Source organism: Bacillus ndiopicus, assembly GCF_000612805.1.
Lineage (GTDB): Bacteria > Bacillota > Bacilli > Bacillales_A > Planococcaceae > Metasolibacillus > Metasolibacillus ndiopicus.
Genome location: NZ_HG964404.1, coordinates 407171 through 426353 on the forward strand (window position 1 = coordinate 407171; position 19183 = coordinate 426353).

The 19183-nt window shown below is 34.8% G+C and carries 18 protein-coding genes and 3 pseudogenes; 5 read left to right on the plus strand and 16 right to left on the minus strand.

The window, feature by feature from the left end:
* Positions 1-6: 6 nt before the first annotated feature.
* Positions 7-603, minus strand: a complete 597-nt coding sequence (locus TY13_RS06835; protein WP_154661548.1) for a hypothetical protein — start codon at positions 601-603, stop codon at positions 7-9.
* A 290-nt stretch (positions 604-893) separates the two neighbouring features.
* Positions 894-1058 carry a hypothetical protein gene (locus TY13_RS20600; protein ID WP_154661549.1) on the minus strand — a complete coding sequence of 55 codons (165 nt, stop codon included), beginning with the start codon at positions 1056-1058 and terminating at the stop codon, positions 894-896.
* A 254-nt stretch (positions 1059-1312) separates the two neighbouring features.
* On the opposite strand from TY13_RS20600, the gene TY13_RS06840 reads away from it, so the two are divergent.
* Both TY13_RS06840 and TY13_RS06845 read left to right on the plus strand, forming a co-directional pair.
* Positions 1313-1711, plus strand: coding sequence for a MarR family winged helix-turn-helix transcriptional regulator (locus TY13_RS06840; protein ID WP_042473458.1), 399 nt, complete (start codon positions 1313-1315; stop codon positions 1709-1711).
* 5 nt (positions 1712-1716) lie between these two features.
* A complete protein-coding gene (locus tag TY13_RS06845) occupies positions 1717-2913 on the plus strand; it encodes an MFS transporter (protein WP_042473462.1) in 1197 nt (398 codons plus the stop codon).
* A gap of 95 nt (positions 2914-3008) precedes the next feature.
* Here the strand turns inward: TY13_RS06845 and TY13_RS20395 are convergent.
* The 8 genes and pseudogenes from TY13_RS20395 to TY13_RS06880 all read right to left on the minus strand — a co-directional run.
* Positions 3009-3255, minus strand: a pseudogene (locus TY13_RS20395) (zinc ribbon domain-containing protein); the annotation flags it as partial.
* Between the two features lie 90 nt (positions 3256-3345).
* A complete protein-coding gene (locus tag TY13_RS06850; protein WP_052344250.1) occupies positions 3346-5394 on the minus strand; it encodes a type IA DNA topoisomerase in 2049 nt (682 codons plus the stop codon).
* 984 nt (positions 5395-6378) lie between these two features.
* The gene (locus TY13_RS06855; RefSeq protein ID WP_042473464.1) at positions 6379-7137 is read right to left on the minus strand and encodes a class I SAM-dependent methyltransferase; all 759 of its coding nucleotides are present in this window, start codon (positions 7135-7137) and stop codon (positions 6379-6381) included.
* A gap of 65 nt (positions 7138-7202) precedes the next feature.
* Positions 7203-8096 (minus strand): AraC family transcriptional regulator, encoded by an 894-nt coding sequence (locus TY13_RS06860; RefSeq protein ID WP_042473466.1) that lies wholly within the window; start codon positions 8094-8096, stop codon positions 7203-7205.
* Between the two features lie 519 nt (positions 8097-8615).
* A pseudogene (locus TY13_RS06865) lies at positions 8616-9173 on the minus strand (aminotransferase-like domain-containing protein); the annotation flags it as partial.
* Complete coding sequence (locus TY13_RS21170; protein ID WP_042473469.1) at positions 9161-9352, minus strand: hypothetical protein; 192 nt, start codon at positions 9350-9352, stop codon at positions 9161-9163. The gene TY13_RS21170 and the pseudogene TY13_RS06865, both read right to left, overlap by 13 nt.
* Before the next feature lie 75 nt (positions 9353-9427).
* A complete protein-coding gene (locus TY13_RS06875) occupies positions 9428-10582 on the minus strand; it encodes an acyltransferase family protein (RefSeq protein WP_074432941.1) in 1155 nt (384 codons plus the stop codon).
* Between the two features lie 7 nt (positions 10583-10589).
* Positions 10590-11243 (minus strand): GDSL-type esterase/lipase family protein, encoded by a 654-nt coding sequence (locus tag TY13_RS06880; protein ID WP_052344251.1) that lies wholly within the window; start codon positions 11241-11243, stop codon positions 10590-10592.
* Positions 11244-11405: 162 nt separating this feature from the next.
* Here TY13_RS06880 and TY13_RS20605 point away from each other — a divergent pair.
* Positions 11406-11491, plus strand: a pseudogene (locus TY13_RS20605) (IS200/IS605 family transposase); the annotation flags it as partial.
* Between the two features lie 134 nt (positions 11492-11625).
* On the opposite strand, the gene TY13_RS06885 reads toward TY13_RS20605, so the two are convergent.
* The 3 genes from TY13_RS06885 to TY13_RS06895 all read right to left on the minus strand — a co-directional run bounded on the left by TY13_RS06885 (position 11626) and on the right by TY13_RS06895 (position 15097).
* Positions 11626-13398, minus strand: coding sequence for a HAMP domain-containing sensor histidine kinase (locus TY13_RS06885; RefSeq protein WP_042473472.1), 1773 nt, complete (start codon positions 13396-13398; stop codon positions 11626-11628).
* Positions 13395-14081: a response regulator transcription factor gene (locus tag TY13_RS06890; protein ID WP_042473474.1), complete on the minus strand. Its 687-nt coding sequence runs from the start codon at positions 14079-14081 to the stop codon at positions 13395-13397. Before TY13_RS06890 ends, TY13_RS06885 begins: the two co-directional genes overlap by 4 nt.
* Before the next feature lie 254 nt (positions 14082-14335).
* Positions 14336-15097 carry a GNAT family N-acetyltransferase gene (locus TY13_RS06895; protein ID WP_042473477.1) on the minus strand — a complete coding sequence of 254 codons (762 nt, stop codon included), beginning with the start codon at positions 15095-15097 and terminating at the stop codon, positions 14336-14338.
* 108 nt (positions 15098-15205) lie between these two features.
* Between TY13_RS06895 and TY13_RS06900 the strand changes: the two genes are divergently transcribed.
* The gene (locus TY13_RS06900; RefSeq protein ID WP_042473480.1) at positions 15206-15607 is read left to right on the plus strand and encodes a hypothetical protein; all 402 of its coding nucleotides are present in this window, start codon (positions 15206-15208) and stop codon (positions 15605-15607) included.
* 61 nt (positions 15608-15668) lie between these two features.
* On the opposite strand, the gene TY13_RS19750 is transcribed toward TY13_RS06900, so the two are convergent.
* From TY13_RS19750 to TY13_RS06915, 3 genes are all read right to left on the minus strand, one after another.
* Positions 15669-16154: an RNA polymerase sigma factor gene (locus TY13_RS19750; protein WP_195891673.1), complete on the minus strand. Its 486-nt coding sequence runs from the start codon at positions 16152-16154 to the stop codon at positions 15669-15671.
* A gap of 544 nt (positions 16155-16698) precedes the next feature.
* The gene (locus TY13_RS06910; protein WP_042473482.1) at positions 16699-17268 is read right to left on the minus strand and encodes an Asp23/Gls24 family envelope stress response protein; all 570 of its coding nucleotides are present in this window, start codon (positions 17266-17268) and stop codon (positions 16699-16701) included.
* 174 nt (positions 17269-17442) lie between these two features.
* Complete coding sequence (locus TY13_RS06915; protein WP_042473483.1) at positions 17443-18000, minus strand: hypothetical protein; 558 nt, start codon at positions 17998-18000, stop codon at positions 17443-17445.
* 230 nt (positions 18001-18230) lie between these two features.
* On the opposite strand from TY13_RS06915, the gene TY13_RS06920 reads away from it, so the two are divergent.
* Positions 18231-19130, plus strand: coding sequence for a DMT family transporter (locus TY13_RS06920; RefSeq protein WP_042473487.1), 900 nt, complete (start codon positions 18231-18233; stop codon positions 19128-19130).
* The last annotated feature ends 53 nt before the right edge of the window (positions 19131-19183 follow it).

The following is a 19183-nucleotide window of genomic DNA, read 5'->3' on the forward strand; positions in this document are numbered from 1 at the left end:
AAATTCCTAGTTGAAAAACAATTCAGACAAGTTTTCGCAAATCACTTTACAGAGCATTATTGTATACGCATATCCCCTAAAAAACAATAGAAATCTTACCAGATTACTAAAGTTTCTTTCATAACAAATAATAAGAGCAAATTTTAGATAGTGAACATTCCAATCCAATAACAAAAAATTGCCCGAAAAGTGGCGTGCTAGCCTGCTTTTCGGACAATTTTTTCGCCAAGACAAATAACGTCTTACTTCATCCAATTGTTCAAAGGTAAAAATATTATTTAAAATAATCTGAAGCGTTGGTATACCCGCCTTCACTGTCGCTACCTTCATGCTCTCACGCAATACACCAAATTTATTAATCAAAAGCATCGTAGCTCTGTGTGATAACGCTTTTATCTCCCCTTTCGCAATTCCTTTTCCATCCTCAATTCCATGTTGCATTTGCTGCTCAGTTATATCTTTGTTGACGTCAAAAATATAACGCAACATCGTTTCGACATTTCCTATTGCAGATTGTTTATCTTGTAGCTCATGTAGATAATAGAAGGTACGTAACATACCTTCTATTAAATATTCTCCCTGCTTTATTTGCATATCAGGCAACAATGCTAGCACCATTTGATACAGAAACGGCACTATCATTTTCTTGAAATTTTATTGCTAAATCAAACGGTAATGATTCATGCTATAATCTTTAAACAGAAGAATCTTTCTTTCTGTATAATTTGGTTGTGATGACTTATTTTTATCAATAGCGGTTCTTATTTTTAATAAAAAAATTGAAAGCCAGTGAAATTTTACTGATTGTAAAATTTTACTGGCTTTTTAGTTTAGAGATGGGTTTTGTCCCTGCCTCTTTATTTAAAAATATTGCGTTTTTATTTTATAATCATCTAACTTTGAATTGGACATGCCTTGCCAGGGCTGCACTTAGGTGGTGGGAAACCGCCACTTCCAGCTCCTTGTTCGTTTGCAGCGCTTGCTACTGAACCAAATGACAAACTTAAAAGTAAAAGAGCTGCAGTAACAATAGACCATAGTTTTTTCTTCTTTTTCATTGTTTTCTCTCCTTTTGTATTTAAAATTCGCCTTACCCTAAGTTATATTCTACATTATTAGTTAAATTCCTTCCGTTTTTGGAAGCTTATTTAAAATAAATAAAATACTTTTTGAAACTTTTCATTTGAAATACCGTGGAATAATCTGTAATTAAAAGCACTTCATCATCGCTTCAAACAAGTTGCTTTACAATAAAAAAAATGAAGCGTATAGTTTTTATTTAGCTAGGTAAATAATTTTAAGGAGCGTTAACATGAATCCGATATTCCATGCTTTATTCCAAAAAACTCGTTATTTTACGAATCGTTTAAATGAAGTACTGAAACAGCATAATTTGTATAGTTCACAATGGACTATTTTATTTTGCTTACATACACACGGTCCAATGACATTAACGCAAATCTGGAAGTATTTAAATGTTGAAGCGCCCAGTATAACAAGGGCAATTACTCGACTTGAAACGTTAGGGTGGGTACAAAGAATAGATGGTGAAGATAAACGAGAAAAAATTGTTACCTTAACATCAGAGGCTGAGCAACGATTGCCAGCTATTTCGAAAACTATTTTAGCTTTTGAGGAAGAAATGGTAGGGTCGCTTACTGTTGAAGAACAACAGCAATTTATAATGCTACTGGAAAAAATGAAAGGTTGATTGACATGCAACATGAAGAAAATTCGAAAATCTGGACGAAGCGGTTTATTAGTCTGTTTTTAACAAATATTTCGGTGTTTTTTGTTTTTTATGGGCTCGTAACGACTTTACCGCTTTACGCGATTGGTGAGCTTCATCAAACTGATAAAGAAGCAGGTTTATTACTATCAGGTTTTTTATTATCAGCTATTATTGTACGTCCATTTTCGGGTAAATTATTAGATGTTTTTGGAAAAAAGAAGCTTTTAGTGATTTCGATTGCTGGCTATTTTTTATGTACGGTTTTATATTTATTTATTCATCCATTCGGACTTTTACTTGGACTACGCTTTATTCAAGGAATCTTCTTTAGTATTATCACAACTGCAGCAGGTTCTTTAGCTGCGGAGATTGTACCAGCAAAGCGTAAAGGAGCAGGTCTTGGCTATTTTAATATGTCTACTAATTTGGCTGTCGTGATTGGACCATTCGTTGGCTTACTACTTATTCAATATAGTAGCTTTAGTGCATTGTTTATAGTGATGAGTATTTGTATATTAGCCGGGGGCATCTTAGCTGTAACGATAAATACGAATGATTTACCGAAGCCTGCACATCAGGGCAAATTGACTTTTAAATTTAATGATTTATTTGAACGTAATGCACTTCCTATAGCGGCTATTGCTAGTTTAGTAGCCTTTTCATATGCGAGTGTTTTATCGTTTTTATCAGTATACGCACAACAAAAGGACCTCATGGCTGTTGCGACTCTATTTTATGCTGTGTTTGCAGCGGCCATGCTAATTACGCGACCTTATACAGGGAAACTCTACGATACAAAAGGACCGCAATTTGTCATACTTCCTGGTATTATATTCTTTGCTATAGGGCTTGTTATGCTCGCATTTGTCTCAGGACCATCATTGTTTTTATTTTCAGCTATCTTTATTGGATTTGGTTACGGAGCCGTGACAACAAGTTTGCAAGCATTAGCAGTTCAATCCGCAGCACTTCAACGCAGTGGCTATGCAACTGCAACATATTTTACGATGTTTGACATCGGGATTGCTCTCGGTTCGTATATATTGGGGATGATAGCAGTGCAAGCGAGTTATGCTTCAGTATATCTAAGTAGTGCAGGTATACTGGTTGTTGTCTTCCTTATATATTTAATGCGTTTAGCCAAAATAAAAGCAAAAAAAGTAGCGCAGGAGAGCGTTTAAAAACCGTTGGGTCCCCCCAACGGTTTTTCCTATTCCTTTGAACTCCCCCCGCCCTTATGAGTTGCTTGGTTCAGGTCTTTATTTTGCTAACCTCAGCACGAACAAAGTTGACTGGAAGCAAATGTTTTTGATGTAACAACTACTTGTTTGCTATACCATTTTGCTTTGTACTCTAGTATGATTCTAAATTGCGACCATGATGCTACATTGAATGCTTTAGCTAACTTGTGTTTTTTTAGCATATTCGCTACCGATTACATTATGGTTTTTAATGATTTCGGTGGCGACTTTATGCAAATAGCCTGTTCTTACATAAGCTATTTTTTCATGAATACGTACTATTGCATATACAAAATACTGCTCTTTTGATATTTCAAGCAAATTTCAATATGATTAATGTTGGAAAAAGGTAAATTGTATTTAGTAAGTACTTCACTGAAAAACAAACTCCAGCTTCCCCTCTTGCAATTTCAAACGAGCCTTGCCTTTTTTGCCACTTTTCCATGTAAAGCGGATTTCACGCGTTTCTTTGCCAGCTAATAGCTTTTTCGCATCAATTGCAGTTACTTTGCCCTTCATTAGCACTTTGCTAATCGCGAATTTACATGCTTTATTTTGGCATGTGTATGCACGGAAGCCTTCTACAACTGGAGTTCGACATAATGGGCAGCTACCCACAACGACAATTTCCTTTTCGGCTACTTCCATTTGCAATGCCTTCATACGCGCTGTTGTTTCTTCAATAAATGTAAGCATTTCTCTGTAAAAGGTAGTTGCATTTAATTCACCATCAACAATATCCTTTAGCTTCTTGCTCCAAACAGCAGTGAGTACGGGGGAGATGATATCGTGGTCGCCTAAGCTAGCAATCACATCTATCCCAAAATCGGTGGCGGCTAGCGATTTCCCTTGCCGTTCTAGCATACCAATCGTTATCAATTTTTCTATAATTTCAGCTCGTGTAGCTGATGTTCCAATTCCCTCGGCATCCTTCAATATTTTTTGCAGCTCTGCATTTTCTACAAAGCGCCCTGCATAAAACATCGCATCGAGTAATGTGCTATCAGTGTAACGTGGTGGTGGCTCAGTCATTTTTGATAAAGTTTTTATTTCTTCAATTGGTAATATTTGATCTATCTTTAATAACGGTAGCGAACGCTCTTCCTTTTTGCGAAATGCTTCATATAAAGCTGTATAACCCTTTTCTACAATGGTATTGCCTGTTTGTTTAAAAAGCTCGCCACCTGATTGTAAAATAATCGTCGTTTTATCGAATATGTAGGCAGGCAAAAAGATGGCTAAAAGGCGCTTGCAAATAAGGTGGTACACTTTCCATTCCGCCTCTGTTAGCTTCTTACGCCCTACCGCCACATCCGTTACAGTGATGGCATGGTGATCTGTTAATTTTTTATCGTCAACGTAACGTTTAGAGGACGCTACGCGCGAAATATTTGCTTTATTGCCTAAAATACCGCTTGTCACGGCTTTATACTCATCTAGTGAACTTACAGCTTCAAGATGTGCTGTAATATTTTGCGCAAAGGCTGTTGGTAAATGCTTTGACTCGGTACGTGGATACGTGATTAGCTTTTTTTCATACAAACTTTGGGCAATTTTTAACGTATTTGCCGATGTAAAGCCGAAAAATTTATTCGCTTCCTTCTGTAGTTCGAGTAATGAATGCAGTGATGGTGCAGGTAGTGTTTTGCGCTCTGTTTCCAGCTCTTTGACAATTGCAGTTTCTGTAATACGCGCTACAATTTCCTGCACTTGGTCAGGCCGTATTTTATTTGTCTTATTTATTGGATCAAACCATAACGCAGTCATTTCTGGCAGCTGCAATTCAATTTGTGCGTAGGGCTCTGGCTTGAAATTTTTGATTTCGAGCTCTCGTTTCACTACAATAGCGAGCGTTGGCGTCATGACACGACCGACTTTAATCGTGCGCCCACCCTTCACCGTTGCAACACGTGTTAAATTCAAGCCAATTAACCAATCAAAAATCATCCGATACATAGCCGCATTGCGTAGATTGCGAATTAATACATCATTCTCATCTAGCAAATACATTAATGCTTGCTGTATTGCACTATCCGTTGTTTGCGACGTCCAAAAGCGCTTTACAGGCAGTCGACAACCCGCTTTTTTATAAAAGGAATAAAAGATATTTTCACCTTCCATCCCCGCATCACAAGCATTAATAATAAAATCATAATGCCCTGTCTTCAGCTTTTGCTCAAGCTCCTTATACACTTTATAGGCAGTCTTTTTTACGCGGAATTCATAGCGCTCTGGCATCATTGGCAGCACCGCTAAATCCCATTTCTTCCATTCTTTTTTATATTCATGTGGCTCTTTTAGCTCCACAACATGTCCTACAAATGAAGCAAAGTCAATTGTATATGGTAGCTGCATTCGCTTGTAAACCTTTTCTATATCTCGCATAAGCGATGGTTTTTCTGCAATGAGTAACGCTCTCATTTTTACATCGCCCCTTTCTCTACTACTAAGTATATAGAGCGTACGTATGTTTGTAAAATTGTTTCTATACAAGTTAACTCTAGTCGCAGAAGATACTTGCTAAAAAAAGCCTACTTCAATCCAGTACAGTATCGAATTTAGGTGAGCTAATCAGCTTGTATAAAATGAAAAATAATATCTTTAAAAAACAAAATTTTATTAATCCAATTTGGCTTTTGTTTTTTTCATAACTGCTTTAAAAGAACTACTAGAGCTATTTTTATCATAAGATATAATTTACATCACAAAGTCCTCTAGACTTAGCGACAATGCTTCACCAGAAAAACCTTCGTATATTTATTCATTTATAATTCACTAATTTTGAACAGTATAAAAGTAAATAATATGTGTATTATAGTAAAAAAACTATTTTTAGATATGTTGATACTACTGGCTAAATGAGAGTAAGTCTTTCATAAGGAAACACTAAATCTTATTCTCTTTAAATCATTTTGCATTGTTTGGAATGAATGTAGAAGGTAATTATAATATTTTGAGAGTTATTATGTTGAGCTTTATAGAAAATCATATTGAAAATCTAAAGTTACATACTTACAGAAGATGAGAAAATATCCTTTATAAACACTTGGAGTAGCGTTATTATATTTAGAAAGGAATATAGTTCTTACGTACGAAGCATTAAGTTATGTAGACGCCAAAGATAGTATTCAATAAATATGACTTAGTATGTAAAAATAGCCGGCCTATTCAAGTTTTATTGATATATAATGGGTTTATTTGATAAAGGCCATTTTCTCAAAGTTTGTTCCTGTTAAAACTGAAAGACAGACCTAATCTACAAGGCATGTAGATTAAATCTGTTTTTTTGGTTTGATATTTCATGAATCTAGAATTTGCTAAAGCCCCCGTTAGCCTATTATCTACTCCTGGTATTAAGATAGAAAACTCGTTTTCAGACCTGATTTTCATAAATTTGCCATCATATTATTTTCGTACTGCTTCAAATGTAATGATTTGACTCACATTTGATGGTTGCTGCTTATAATTATAAGCAGCCGAACATGTAATTTCAGAAAAACCAACACTTTCTAAAATAAGTTTGAACTCTTCAATACCATACCAACGCATTGCGAATCTTTGTAATTCAGTTTCAATCAATTTTCCTTTTCGCCATTTCTCGTATTTTATATAGGATACAGTTTTTTGATTAAGCCAATCAATTTCAATAGACTTGCTTTCCATCATAATCCCATCGCCGCTTGGTAGAGAGAAAGTTGAAGTTGATATCTCTCCTGTTTTCCAGCCATGAAGTAATTCAAGGTCAACAATTAAACGACCACCTGAAACAAGGTGCTTAAAAAAGCATTTTAATGCGGATAAAGAATCTTCTCGATTTTCAATCAAACAGAAAGAACCAGTAGGAATCATAATCGCCTCATAATTTGATGGCAACGAAAATCTCTTTAAATCTTCTTCATACAAATTTGGATTGTATCCCCGTTCTTCACAACGTTCTCGACAAGAATTTAACATTTCAGGAGAATAATCAATACCATCAACTATATATCCCGCCTCAAGAAATGGAATCATAAAACGACCTGATCCAACTGCTGCTTCTAGAATCCGTCCTTTACAAGTTTTTAATCGTTCAAGGTAGTATTCAATATCACCGTCAATTGAATATCCCACTGGTTTGGTAAAATCATAAACCTCCGTACTTAATGCACCATAATAACTAAACATTTCATTTCCTCCGATATTATGCACGGAAGAACTTTCTTCCGCACCCCAATTTTATTGATTAAAACCTATGATTTCTTTTTAATTGGTACATATATTTCCATGACTGCATTTTCTAAACCATGACAACGTTCATCGTAAAACTCAAAGTCTATTTTTGTTTCATCAAAAACATATTCACTGTCTTGAAACCATTCTTCAAAAATATATTTCCATGTTGCCTTTACAACTTCTGATAATGGGTCTGTATTGTATGTTGCTGCTGTTGCAACATTGTCAATAGGCGGGGTTGTAAAAACTGCATATTCCGCTTTTGGAACATCAATTGTCATCATATCCGACGTTACCTTTGAATAATCATCAACAATAACGCCGAACAAATATTTGACATTACTTTCATTAGATGAAGATACGCAAATCCCAACTTCTCCATGCTTTGGTGGATTCAATTTTTCATACATTTTGCTCTCTAAATTTTCACCAGTATAAGTATCCCAGTATGCAGCAATGTCTTTCGTATACCCCTTTGAGATTTTGGTTTTGATTCCATAACCGGCAACTTTAAAAGCAGATTTTTTAGTAAAGATAGGGTTCATGTTACAACTTTCAATTTTCAAGCTATTTTCGCTTCTTTGTAAGCTATTGTTTCTAGCAATATAAACAGTTGGACTATAACCAAATTCTTTCCGAAAAGCTTTGGAAAACCCACTTGCTGTTTTAAAACCATAATCAAAAGCAATGTCAATAATTTTCCTGTTTGATAGAAGTTCTTCTCTAGCTTGAATTAATCTTTTTTTACGAACATAATCCATAAGAGGTGTTCCTTGAAAGATACTGAAAACTCTGCAAAAGTGGAAAACAGAATAGCCTACATGTTCTGCAATCTCATTTGCGGTAAGTTCTTCCTTAATGTGCATTTCAATATATGTGATACTACGCTTAATGTCATCTTTATAATTCAATGTACCAACCTCCCTTCTTCTGTATGGCGAATTCATTATAACAATTTGTAAAATTAGATGCTGTTCCGTTTTTGCTAAAAAACTGTTTACATTTTTTTTGCTCTTTAAAATTTCAAGATACTGCTTCAGCCTAATAAAAAAGGAATCTTTAGATAATGAACAATCACTTTTGTTCGTTCTAATGGGTAAGAAAAGGGATATTTCTATTCTATTTTTAGGGTATTCTTTCTCTGCTAACTTGCACCATTAGCTGAAGAAGAATCCTTTCCACAACAGCTATGCCCCTTATAAAATAAAAATAATCACCTCATTTAATATGCCCATTGAATTGGAGGTGCCTTATTATAAAAAAGGAAATGAATTTATACTTTATCGGATGGTGTTTATGGTAGTAATTGTCTCTGTATCGATTGATTCTGTTTAGCAAGAAAATCATCCAACTATTACTTGAAGTGCATCAATCAGCTTTTTTGCGTTTGCTATGGCATCTTGAAAAGCATTTTCATCAACTTTGTATATGATAACTGCCGAAATTCGTATGCCAGGAGCAACCATTTTGGAAAAACTCATCATATACAATGTATTTTGAGGTTGTTGGCTGAACAAGGTAGGTAGTGGACCACCACGATACCTAAATTTGCCATTGTAATCATCTTCTACAATCCAAAATTGATCCTGCGCAGATTTTTGCAGCAATTGTTTCCTACGTGGCTCAGACATAATGACACCAACTGCACATTGATGAGAAGGCGTAACAAAAACAAGTTTGATTTGTGGATGAATACAATCTACTAGTATTCCGTACTCATCAAGAGGCACCGAAAAAACATTCATGTGCCGATATTTCATGGTCATCCAGGTAGCAGGAAATCCAAGATCTTCAACAGAAACCATTTCTCCTTCATTTAAAAATGCTTGGGCAATGAGATCTATGCTATGCTGCACACCTAAAGTTAAGATAATTTGATCAATATCTACATGAATACCTCTTTCAAATGTCAGGTAACGTTGAATCTGTTCACGTAGCGGTGTGAAACCATAAGTGTTGCCATAACCCCAATTGTTCAGATCTGCTTCTGCTTTATGTGGAATTCATAGCGTTCCGGCATCATTGGCAACACTGTTAAATCCCATTTCTTCCATTCTTTTATATATTCATGTGGCTCTTTTAGCTCCACAACATGTCCTACAAACGAAGCAAAGTCAATTGTATATGGTAGCTGCATACGCTTGTAAACCTTTTCAATATCTCGCAAAAGTACAGCCTGTTAATACGGGATAAAGCCGGGCATTCATTTTCAAGATTCAGTCTGAAGATGACTTGAATAGCGTTAATACTTTTTAGTAGTAGAACATTCTTTATATCTAAATCGCCATACTCTCCTAAACATACTTTCTATTTTTCTATAACGAATTGGTTGCTCTATAAACTTCCAAGAAATCGATGCGATTAGAAGAGTAATTCCAATTTGTATAAGAATATGAGGTATGGAATTTTCTCCACCTGAATGTGGTAAGAACAAAACTAAGACTGGGTAATGCCAAATGTAAATTCCATATGAACGAACACCAAGCCATTGTAACGTCCTACATCCCAAAATACGAGTAATCCAAGTTGATGGGTGAACCGCCGCAGCTATAACTATAACCGAAGCAATACTTTGAAGAACCATCCCACCACGGTAAAGAAAAGCCTCATACTGATTGGTCTGCCAAATCATCCAAAATAAAAAAGCAAAACTTATTCCCCCACCTATATCCAAAGAAAAACGCAGATATTTGTTATTTGCAACCTTCCCCTCAAACATTTTACTAGGTAAGCAAAATGCGAGTGCCGCTCCAATCAGCAATGCAAACGCACGAGTATCTGTCCCGAAATATACTCTGCTTGTGTCCATTAACCCAGGTTGATAAAGGAATGCCATTCCTAATACGGAAGCTAACGTACCAACAAGGATAAACGCAATAAACAGCTTGCGGTTATGAACGAAACGGAGTCCAAGTAAGAGCAAGATTGGCCAAACCAGATAAAACTGCTCCTCGATTGCAAGTGACCAGAAATGCAATAGAGGTGAAGGTTCTCCAAAATTAGAGAAGTAGCCGACATCGTTAAAAATGAACCACCAATTAATCACATAAAAAAACGAAGCTAAAAAGTCACCCCATAGGTTTTCTAATCTTGAAAAGTTAAATAGCAATAGCCATACCGCCACTACAAACAATACTAAAATTTGTCCTGGTAAAAGGCGTCTAACTCGTTTGACCCAAAAATGACGTAAATTAACCTTCCCTGTATTCACCCATTCCATAATCAAAAGATCTGTAATGAGATATCCAGATAAGACAAAGAATATGCCTACACCTAGAAATCCCCCAGACGCCCATTCAAAATCAAGATGATAGAGGATTACTACAAATACAGCGAGCGCTCTTATCCCATCTAACCCTGGCATATAGCGATTTTTCTTAATTTTATTTCCACCCATCTCTACTTTATCCTCCGTTATTTTCGGAAGATTCAATTTGTTTTTTAATATAGTTCAAGTAAATAGGATAAAAATCCGCCTTGAAATGTATTCCATCTTCTTTATATAGATCCTGATTTTTTTCGAAAATAGAAGACAGGTCGATATAATTAATCTTCTCGGTTACCGCCATTTTTTCGAGTCCCTTATTATAGTCCGATATATTTTTATAGCGTGGTTCCGCCTTTATTGCCTCTTTTGTCACAAATGGAACCGATAAAACATGTATCTTCACATTTGGTAGCTGTGTCTTTATTTTTTCTATTAATACGGCGTAATTATCCAGTGACTCTTTCTGAGGATTGTCTACAGGGAATAACAAGTCATCTGAACCCAACATGATATATACATGTTCTGGGTTCTGATTTACAATATTATCAACTTCTTGAATGGCGAATAAAGCAGTTGCACCTGCATTAGCAATAACATTAGTCTCCTCCAACAAATCAGATAAACCTATTAAAAGTGAATCACCCAAAAAAACACTTTTACCATAAAAAGATTTATACGGGGCCTTCGCATCAATAGTAACTATTTCCTTTTCAATTTGATTGTTTCCGCAGGCCGTAGCAAATACTGCAAAGACCCCAATAAACACACTTAGAAAAATTTTTTTCGTCATAACAAATTACCTCCTAATTTTTTTGATTAAAGAACACTGTGATGTCCTTTATCTTTTACAATAGAAAGATTAATATAACGAAATAAAGATGAGGTCAAGACGAGGTCAATATCATTTAAAAAAAGAGAAATGTTGTTGTGACTAAAGACACACTGAAAGGACTATGAAAATAGGAAGTTTTGGTGTCGCGGATATTATGTAGATACAATAGGACGAACGGAAAAATCATTCAGGAATTTATAAAAAATCACTTTCCTTTCAAATAACCCACAAACAATGATATTCCTCACATAGCAAGGGGTTTTCAAATGATAAAAAAAACATCCGTTCAAAGGACCTTTGAACAGATGGCACAAAAATTAGAAGTTTCCAATAAAAACATCTACAATTTTTTATTTAAATAAAAGTAAAACAGCACTCCATTTTCTGTATTCGATACACCATACTGAGTACCATGAAGCTCTAAAATATTTTTCGAAATAGCAAGCCCTAATCCCGTTCCACCTTGCGAACGTTGACGTGACGTATCAGCACGATAAAAACGATCCCATATTTTCTCTAAATGTTCCTGAGCAATATGTGCCCCCTGATTCTCCACACATACTTTAATACGTTCGTTGTCCTCTATCGTAGAAATCATAATATTTTTATTTTCTGTCGTGTAATTAATCGCATTGGTAATAAAATTCGTTAAAACTTGTTCTATTCGGTGTTGATTTGCAACTACCATAATGCTAGAAAGTTGTTTATGAACATGTAATTGCTTATTCAATATGTCGATTTCCAATTGCTCACATATATACTCAATGACTTGGTCGATATAGAAGTCATGCATCTCCATTTTATACGTACCAGACTCAAATTTTGCTAATTCGAGCATATCAACAATGAGAATATTCATTTTATCTACTTCTTTTGCCATTGCCTTAAAATAATAATCTTTTTTATTACTCGCAACACCATCTTCCAAAATGGAGATACAACTCTTCATAATACTTAAAGGTGTCTTTAATTCATGAGAAACACCAGAAATAAATTCTTTTCGAGTATTTTCTAATTGCTTTTCCTTCTCTATATCTTGATGCAACTGATTAATATACGAATGCAAGGTTTTGGAAAGTGTATTAATATTGCATGATAAAGTACCAATCTCATCTTTTGTTTTAATAGGTATTGTCTCTGAAAAATCCAAGTTTGCTATCTTGTTTGTAGTATCATTTATTTGTAATAATGGTTTAGCGATTATTTTTGAATAATAGAATGATGCAAGAACAATAAGTAGTAGCACTAATATAATTAGATATATATAATATTCAGCTAACATTTGAACTGCTTCATCAACTGGTTGTAATGATGTCATAGCAAAAATATAAGTTGTTTCGCCAGTCGTATCTTTTATGGGGCTAATAAATATTTTGTAGTTAATATTATTTTCTTCATAGTCCTTTGTTTCTGCATTACTATTTCGATTTCCATTTGAAATTAAATCGACTTGAAATTGTTTTATTCTATCGATAACCACACGATTTGTATAGATGTTTGAACCCTCGGGTAAGTGTAAATTCTTAATGGCTCCTGTTAAATATAATGGAGATTCCCCTTGAAAAGTAGGTACTACAGCTTTTTTGCCATATAACTTTTCAGATAGCTGCCTATTCTCTAATGCAACATTCGAATTTTCTAGTGTTAAAATTGTTGGAATTATCAAATCATCTTTTTTCACTCCGTCAACAATAATACCTTTCCCCTGTTCAAAATCAAATTTTAACCTTTGCAAATCTTCTAATCCAGTGAAGCTATATAATGGGATGTTAATTACACAATTAGAAAAATCATTATTTTGAGAAGAGTCTAGTTGGATTTCTACAGAAAAATCATTTGAGTATTTAATATTTCCTACTTTATCTAATGTTACAATCCATGTCGTATTTTCTTGATAAAAATCCTGCTCAAGCTTTTGAACTGTTGGTACATCTTCTTCTGCCTTTAAGTACTCTTCCTTAAAAGATTGAATGCTCTTTTCGATATCATTTACTTTTTGGTTTGCATAGTATTGCTTGAAAAATACGGTCTGCCCTATAAATATAGTCACTAAAATAAGCATACATAATGAGGTTGTTAGCATAAATAATTTTGATACAATGCCGATTTTCATGCTTTACCCTCAAATTTATAACCAGCCCGAATAACAGTTACAATACAATTTGCTTTATTACCTAATTTATTTCGTAAATTACGGATATGACTATTAACTGTGCGATCATCACCAGCAAATTCATACCCCCAAATTTTAATGATTAGTTGTTCCCGCGTAATAATAATCCCTAGATTTTGCATTAAATATGTTAATATTTCAAACTCCGTGTATGTCAAACTTATATTTTCACCATCTACCATCAATGTACGTGAAGGTAAATGGACATGAATACCATTATTAATTAAAGTATCTTCATTAGGTACATTACCCACTTGAGAATATCGACTTTCAATTAATCGTTTTACTCTCGCTAATAAAATTGGCGGACTATATGGTTTTGTAATATAATCATCAGCACCTAATTGAAAACCAAGTAACGTATCATCCTCATCCACACGAGCTGTCAACATAATAATAGGAACGCTAGATGACTTGCGAATTCGTCTACAAACAGACCATCCATCTAACTGTGGCAACATAATATCCAAAATAATTAAATGTACTTCATGTTCTTCAAAAATAGCCGAAGCTTCATTTCCATTAACTGCTTCCAATACTTCAAAACCTTCATTTAGTAAATAATCTTTAGCTATTTCTCGTAAAATATCTTCATCTTCTACTATTAGTATTGTTTTTTGCATTTTTCTCCCTCGCCATATCATTAAAAGTTAATACCATTTAAGAATACCCCAACGAGATAAAGATGAGATAAAGATTTTATCTTGCTGCTATTGATTCCAGAGGTTCATAGTCGCTTGAATTGCAGTAGCATTAAGAATTAAAGCAATCATACCAATGATTACAATTCCTTAAAACGGAATTCTCCAACCAAAAACTTCACTTATATACGTTCCAACAGGTGCTCTGATTGCAGTGGCAAGACCTTTTTGCTGAATCAAGATAAACACACCTTTAATCTTTTCATCGCGGAGTGCACCGTTAATCGATGGAAGGCAATTAACTGCCCTTTGAAAACAACCGCATACACTCCGTATGGTGTTGGAGATTGTTGTAACAATTGCTCTCTGCTTGTTAATGGGATTATTTGTGCTTTTACATTTAATTTCTCAGCAGCCAGTAACACATTATCCTTTGCGACATCAATAAAAGGGCATTGCGCCGTTTGAAAAATTGTTAACTCCTGCACATGCTGTACTCGCTCCTCCCAATTGCTCGGGAAATACGGCTTTGGTTGTTTGTTAAAGGCATAAACAAGCAACTCAAAATCATCCAATGCACAGTCTATTTGCTCAAAGCCCCACTTGATAAAAATATCTTTGCTCGGCGTCCAAGAAGTGCCTGCATTCGTTACTACGACAACCCCATTTTTATTTTGTGCTTTAGCATCCTCAATACAAGCTTGGATTAACTTTGAAGCATAGCCTTTACCTGTTATACCTACCCATAAGCAATGAATCATCATATAATTTTCTCCATAAACGACCCTAGACGATTGCTCAATTGGAGTATATTCGATAAAGCCTGCCTGCTTCTCACCTTCCATCAATTTTATATATTGTAACCCCTGCTGAAATTGTTGCCGCATCCATTCGCTTTTATCTTGATAACCTATAGCACCTTTGTCACTTCGTAAACAGTAGCAGCCCTCAGATACCAGGCTTTGCTCATTTAGCTTTATCATTTTCACCAGTGTCATCTTTATCCCCCAATATTTCCTATATAATACTTTAAGTATACATTTTCTCTATTCCATCTGCATTATCAAATGCTATAATGCAACTATGTGTAATTGAGGGGGGTAACTATGGGATTTGGAAAACGTACTATTTTTTGGCTTGTGCCACTTGGCATTCTAGGGGCTTTGATTTATTTTTATGGTCCAAAGGATGATATTACTAACAATAAATACATAGATGAAATGAAGCAAATATCGTTAAGTGAAACGAATGCAACGTCAATCGAGGAAGTATTTAATCACTATTGCGAAAAAGGTAAATGGGTCTTTTTTAAAACTCAACGCGAACAGGCCGTTGTTGAATTTAAAGGTAAATGTATGATTAATAATGAAAATCAACCAATTAATATGCAATTTTTAGTTGGTAATAAGGATAGCGATTACCAACTTGGCGCGTTGCTTATTAATAATCTTCAACAAACAACAGAAGAGCGCACGAAGTTTATTGACTATTTATACGAAAATTTATAATAATGAGCTTGTCTGAAAAGCGGCGTGTCTACCCGCTTTTCGGACAATTCAACATACATTTTTAGCATTTTGAAAGCTGTTTTTTCAAGCGCTGTAATAAGCGTTGCCGTCTTTTTTTCAACGTATCAGTTTTTAATTGCAAGCTTTCCGCAATTTCTTTGTCGCTATTTTGCTCTACATAATAACTGTGCAAAATATAACGCTCCTCTGCCGCTAGCTCTTCCCATACCACTGCTAGCTTTGACGTTTCAATCACACATGTATTTTGTTGATTATCCATATTAAATTGCAATACATCATCACTAATAAGCATCACGCGTTGCTGCTCAACATTTTGCTTGCGCATTTCAGCAATCACTTGGTAACGCATCATAAAATATGCATATGTTTCAAAGCTCCCTTTTTTCTCATCATATGACTGCATTGCCTCCCATAGTGCAACCATCGCTATATGGCGAAACTCATCAAAATTTTTATATACACGACAGCGATGTAGCACCTTCTGAACTAACGGTTTATACTGCTCATAGCATTGCTCAAAATCCATTTGCAAGTCCTTTTGCATTGTGCACAAGCGAGTTATTCCTAGGTGGCTTAAATATAGTCATTTAGCATTAGGCAAGCAAAAAAGAAAATAGCATATTTTTATAAAAAAAATAGCAGAAAATTAATTTTTTATACACAGAAAATTACATTTATTCAAATTTCATTATTAATCAATCTTTTTTATAATTGAATGTAAACGTAACTATTGACCTTGCTGGGGTACACCCGTGTGGCACAACGATTTGCATAGTCCTCATAATGAAATGTGAATTTATTGTAACACTGGATTGCAATTGGTAGTCTCTACATATTTAACTTCGGACAAGTACCCTATATATGTTAACAGCAAAAAAGATTGTAAGCGAAAGGTCTATTTGTACCTTCCGCCTACAATCTGTTGCTTGCTTAGATTGTAAAGCGTTAACTGATAGTAGTTTGTACCACGTTGATCTCAAGACTTGAAAAAAATAAAAGGAATTGGCGGAAGCTAGCTGTCCGTAAAGGTTAACAATCAGCGGGGATGAACTACTAATTGCAGTTTCACTTTATTTAGCTGTGGAATCCGTGTAAGTTACAGGGATATTATATTCTTGGTATTTTGCACGCATGCCACCACGGCTCTCACGAACATGGACATTTTCCTTAAATGTCAGCACATCTCCATTGTCTAAGCCTATAATAAATGTCGAATTGCCAGGTTCCTCTTCAGGCACTTCAATTAGCTCAATTTCTTTTACATTTTCCCAGCCCACATGCTGTTTATTAGACTCAAATAATCCCCTATATGTAAGACCGTTATCATCCATCGCTATATAACATTTTGAGCTTCCATAAAAAAGAGCAATGGCTACTAATAATAAAAGAGAGCTTGAAATAATTGAGATTTTTTTCTTTTTCCCAAAGAACAGCAATGCACAACATGCAATCAGCAGGGCAACCCCAATGCCAAATACAATATAAGCTTCCATTGGCGTGTAATAAAACCAAGTATATCGCTCAAAATAAAATGTCATTGGAATGGCGGATGGTATAAAGAAAATAATTAATGGTGAAAAAATAAGTAAGCTTACACCTATTATTAAAAAAAGATAGCGATATGATACGCTATTATCCATGTATTGTCCCCCCTTACATTGTATATACTATCATACTATTTAATCCCAATATATTAAATAGTCAAAATATATAGTTTATTCAATATATATTTTAAAGTATAATGGCTTTGAATTATGCACTGGCATACAAAAGCTGCTAGAAACAGATGCTTATCCGCCCTCCAAAGCCCTTAGTCAATTCGTATAAATAACAGGAATGTTATATTTATTATATTTAGCACGCATTTTGCTACGACTTTCCTGCACGAAAGGATTTTCCTTGAAGGACAAAACTTTGCCATTATCCAACGAAACCTTATAAGTTGCATTACCACTCTTACCTGCTGGTACTTCTATTCGCTCAATTTGTGTAACATTTTCCCAGCCTGCATATTGCTTTTGTTGCTCAAAAAGACCTCTATATGTAAAACCGTTATCATCCATTGTAATATAGCATCTAGAGCTTCCATAAAAAATAAAAATGGCTGCTAACAGTAAAATACTACTAGTGATAACAGACCATTTCCTCATTTTGCCGAAAAATAAAAAAGCACAGCACATAATTAAAACAGCGAGACCGATAGCAAATACAGTGAATGTTTCTGTTGGAACATAGTATACCCATGTATATTTTACAAAATAAAAGGTCATTGGAATCATTCTTGGTATTAGAAAAACGATTAATGGTGAAAAAATGAATAGGCATGTACCTATTACAAAAAATGCGTAACGATAAGACATATTATTTACCATCTATTGCACCCCTTGCATAATATATGTAAACATTATATACTATTATCTTAAAATAGTTAATTATTATAAAATTCAGACTACATGATATAATTAATTACACAATAGCTAACTTTAGCTCAGATTGAAAATTAATCTAAAACCGTTACGACACGTATAAACAGGCGTCGTACAGCCCTCTCTTCAAAATCTGTGACATCTGTCGGGGCTATCTTGAAAGGAGTTTCTATTATATGAACATACGCGCCGCGATTAATCTTACCATTTCGATGGCAATATTCGGCTCAATTGGTTTTTTCACAAAGCATACTGGCATTCCTGCGGTTGAACTCGTCTTTGTACGTTGCATTTTTGCAACATTATTTTTAGGAGGTCTATGGTTAATTGCTGGTGGCTTAAAAACGGAGCAATGGAATAAAAAGCAGCTAGCTACCACTGCATTATGTGGTGTTTTTCTCGTTTTAAACTGGGTATTTTTATTTAAGGCATTTGAGGAAATGTCAATTTCTGTAGCTATTTCTATTTATAATTTAGCTCCTATTTTCGTGTTGTTCCTTGGTGCCATTTTACTCGCTGAAAAAATGACTTTACCTGCCATTTTAGCAACAACCGTTTGCTTTTTTGGTAGTGTATTAATTGTTGGAATCGAGCATTTCCAATCACTTGATCAGCTATTTAATTCTGGCTTTATATGGGCTTTATTGTCAGCTATTTTTTATGCCTTAACGATGTTTACAAGCAAAAATATTAGTGGGCTTTCCTCTTATGCTGTAACATTTATTCAAACCGCAGTTGGGATCGTTATGCTTATGCCTTTTTGCGATTTTACGGTGTTTGAGGGACTGACAACAACAAACTGGTTATTTATTTTAGGGACAGGTATTGTACATACAGGCTTTGTTTACTATTTATTTTTTGATAGCATACGTAATTTATCAACAATTATCGTTTCAGTGCTCGTATTTGTTGATCCTGTCGTAGCTATTTTACTTGATGTTATTATTTTGTCATTCAGACCAACCACTCTACAAATTTTGGGGATTATACTTATTTTCGGTAGCATTATTTACACTGTTTTTATGCCTCAACCAGCAACAATAGAACAAAGAAAAAAAATATCCGAATCACCATAAAACAATGGGCTGATGGAAAACGCAAGTTCACACTTGCTTTTCCATCAGCCCTC

Excerpts from the sequence above, each read along its gene's own strand:
- TY13_RS06880 (WP_052344251.1), bottom strand. The coding sequence starts at position 11,243 with ATGACGAAAAAAATTTTTCTAAGTGTGTTTATTGGGGTCTTTGCAGTA.
- TY13_RS06875 (WP_074432941.1), bottom strand. The coding sequence starts at position 10,582 with ATGGGTGGAAATAAAATTAAGAAAAATCGCTATATGCCAGGGTTAGAT.
- TY13_RS06855 (WP_042473464.1), bottom strand. The coding sequence starts at position 7,137 with ATGTTTAGTTATTATGGTGCATTAAGTACGGAGGTTTATGATTTTACC.
- TY13_RS06850 (WP_052344250.1), bottom strand. The coding sequence starts at position 5,394 with ATGAGAGCGTTACTCATTGCAGAAAAACCATCGCTTATGCGAGATATA.
- TY13_RS06845 (WP_042473462.1), top strand. The coding sequence starts at position 1,717 with ATGCAACATGAAGAAAATTCGAAAATCTGGACGAAGCGGTTTATTAGT.
- TY13_RS19750 (WP_195891673.1), bottom strand. The coding sequence starts at position 16,154 with ATGGATTTTGAGCAATGCTATGAGCAGTATAAACCGTTAGTTCAGAAG.
- TY13_RS06885 (WP_042473472.1), bottom strand. The coding sequence starts at position 13,398 with ATGAAAATCGGCATTGTATCAAAATTATTTATGCTAACAACCTCATTA.
- TY13_RS06910 (WP_042473482.1), bottom strand. The coding sequence starts at position 17,268 with ATGGATAATAGCGTATCATATCGCTATCTTTTTTTAATAATAGGTGTA.
- TY13_RS20600 (WP_154661549.1), bottom strand. The coding sequence starts at position 1,058 with ATGAAAAAGAAGAAAAAACTATGGTCTATTGTTACTGCAGCTCTTTTA.
- TY13_RS06890 (WP_042473474.1), bottom strand. The coding sequence starts at position 14,081 with ATGCAAAAAACAATACTAATAGTAGAAGATGAAGATATTTTACGAGAA.
- TY13_RS06920 (WP_042473487.1), top strand. The coding sequence starts at position 18,231 with ATGAACATACGCGCCGCGATTAATCTTACCATTTCGATGGCAATATTC.
- TY13_RS06900 (WP_042473480.1), top strand. The coding sequence starts at position 15,206 with ATGGGATTTGGAAAACGTACTATTTTTTGGCTTGTGCCACTTGGCATT.
- TY13_RS06915 (WP_042473483.1), bottom strand. The coding sequence starts at position 18,000 with ATGGTAAATAATATGTCTTATCGTTACGCATTTTTTGTAATAGGTACA.
- TY13_RS06840 (WP_042473458.1), top strand. The coding sequence starts at position 1,313 with ATGAATCCGATATTCCATGCTTTATTCCAAAAAACTCGTTATTTTACG.
- TY13_RS06895 (WP_042473477.1), bottom strand. The coding sequence starts at position 15,097 with ATGACACTGGTGAAAATGATAAAGCTAAATGAGCAAAGCCTGGTATCT.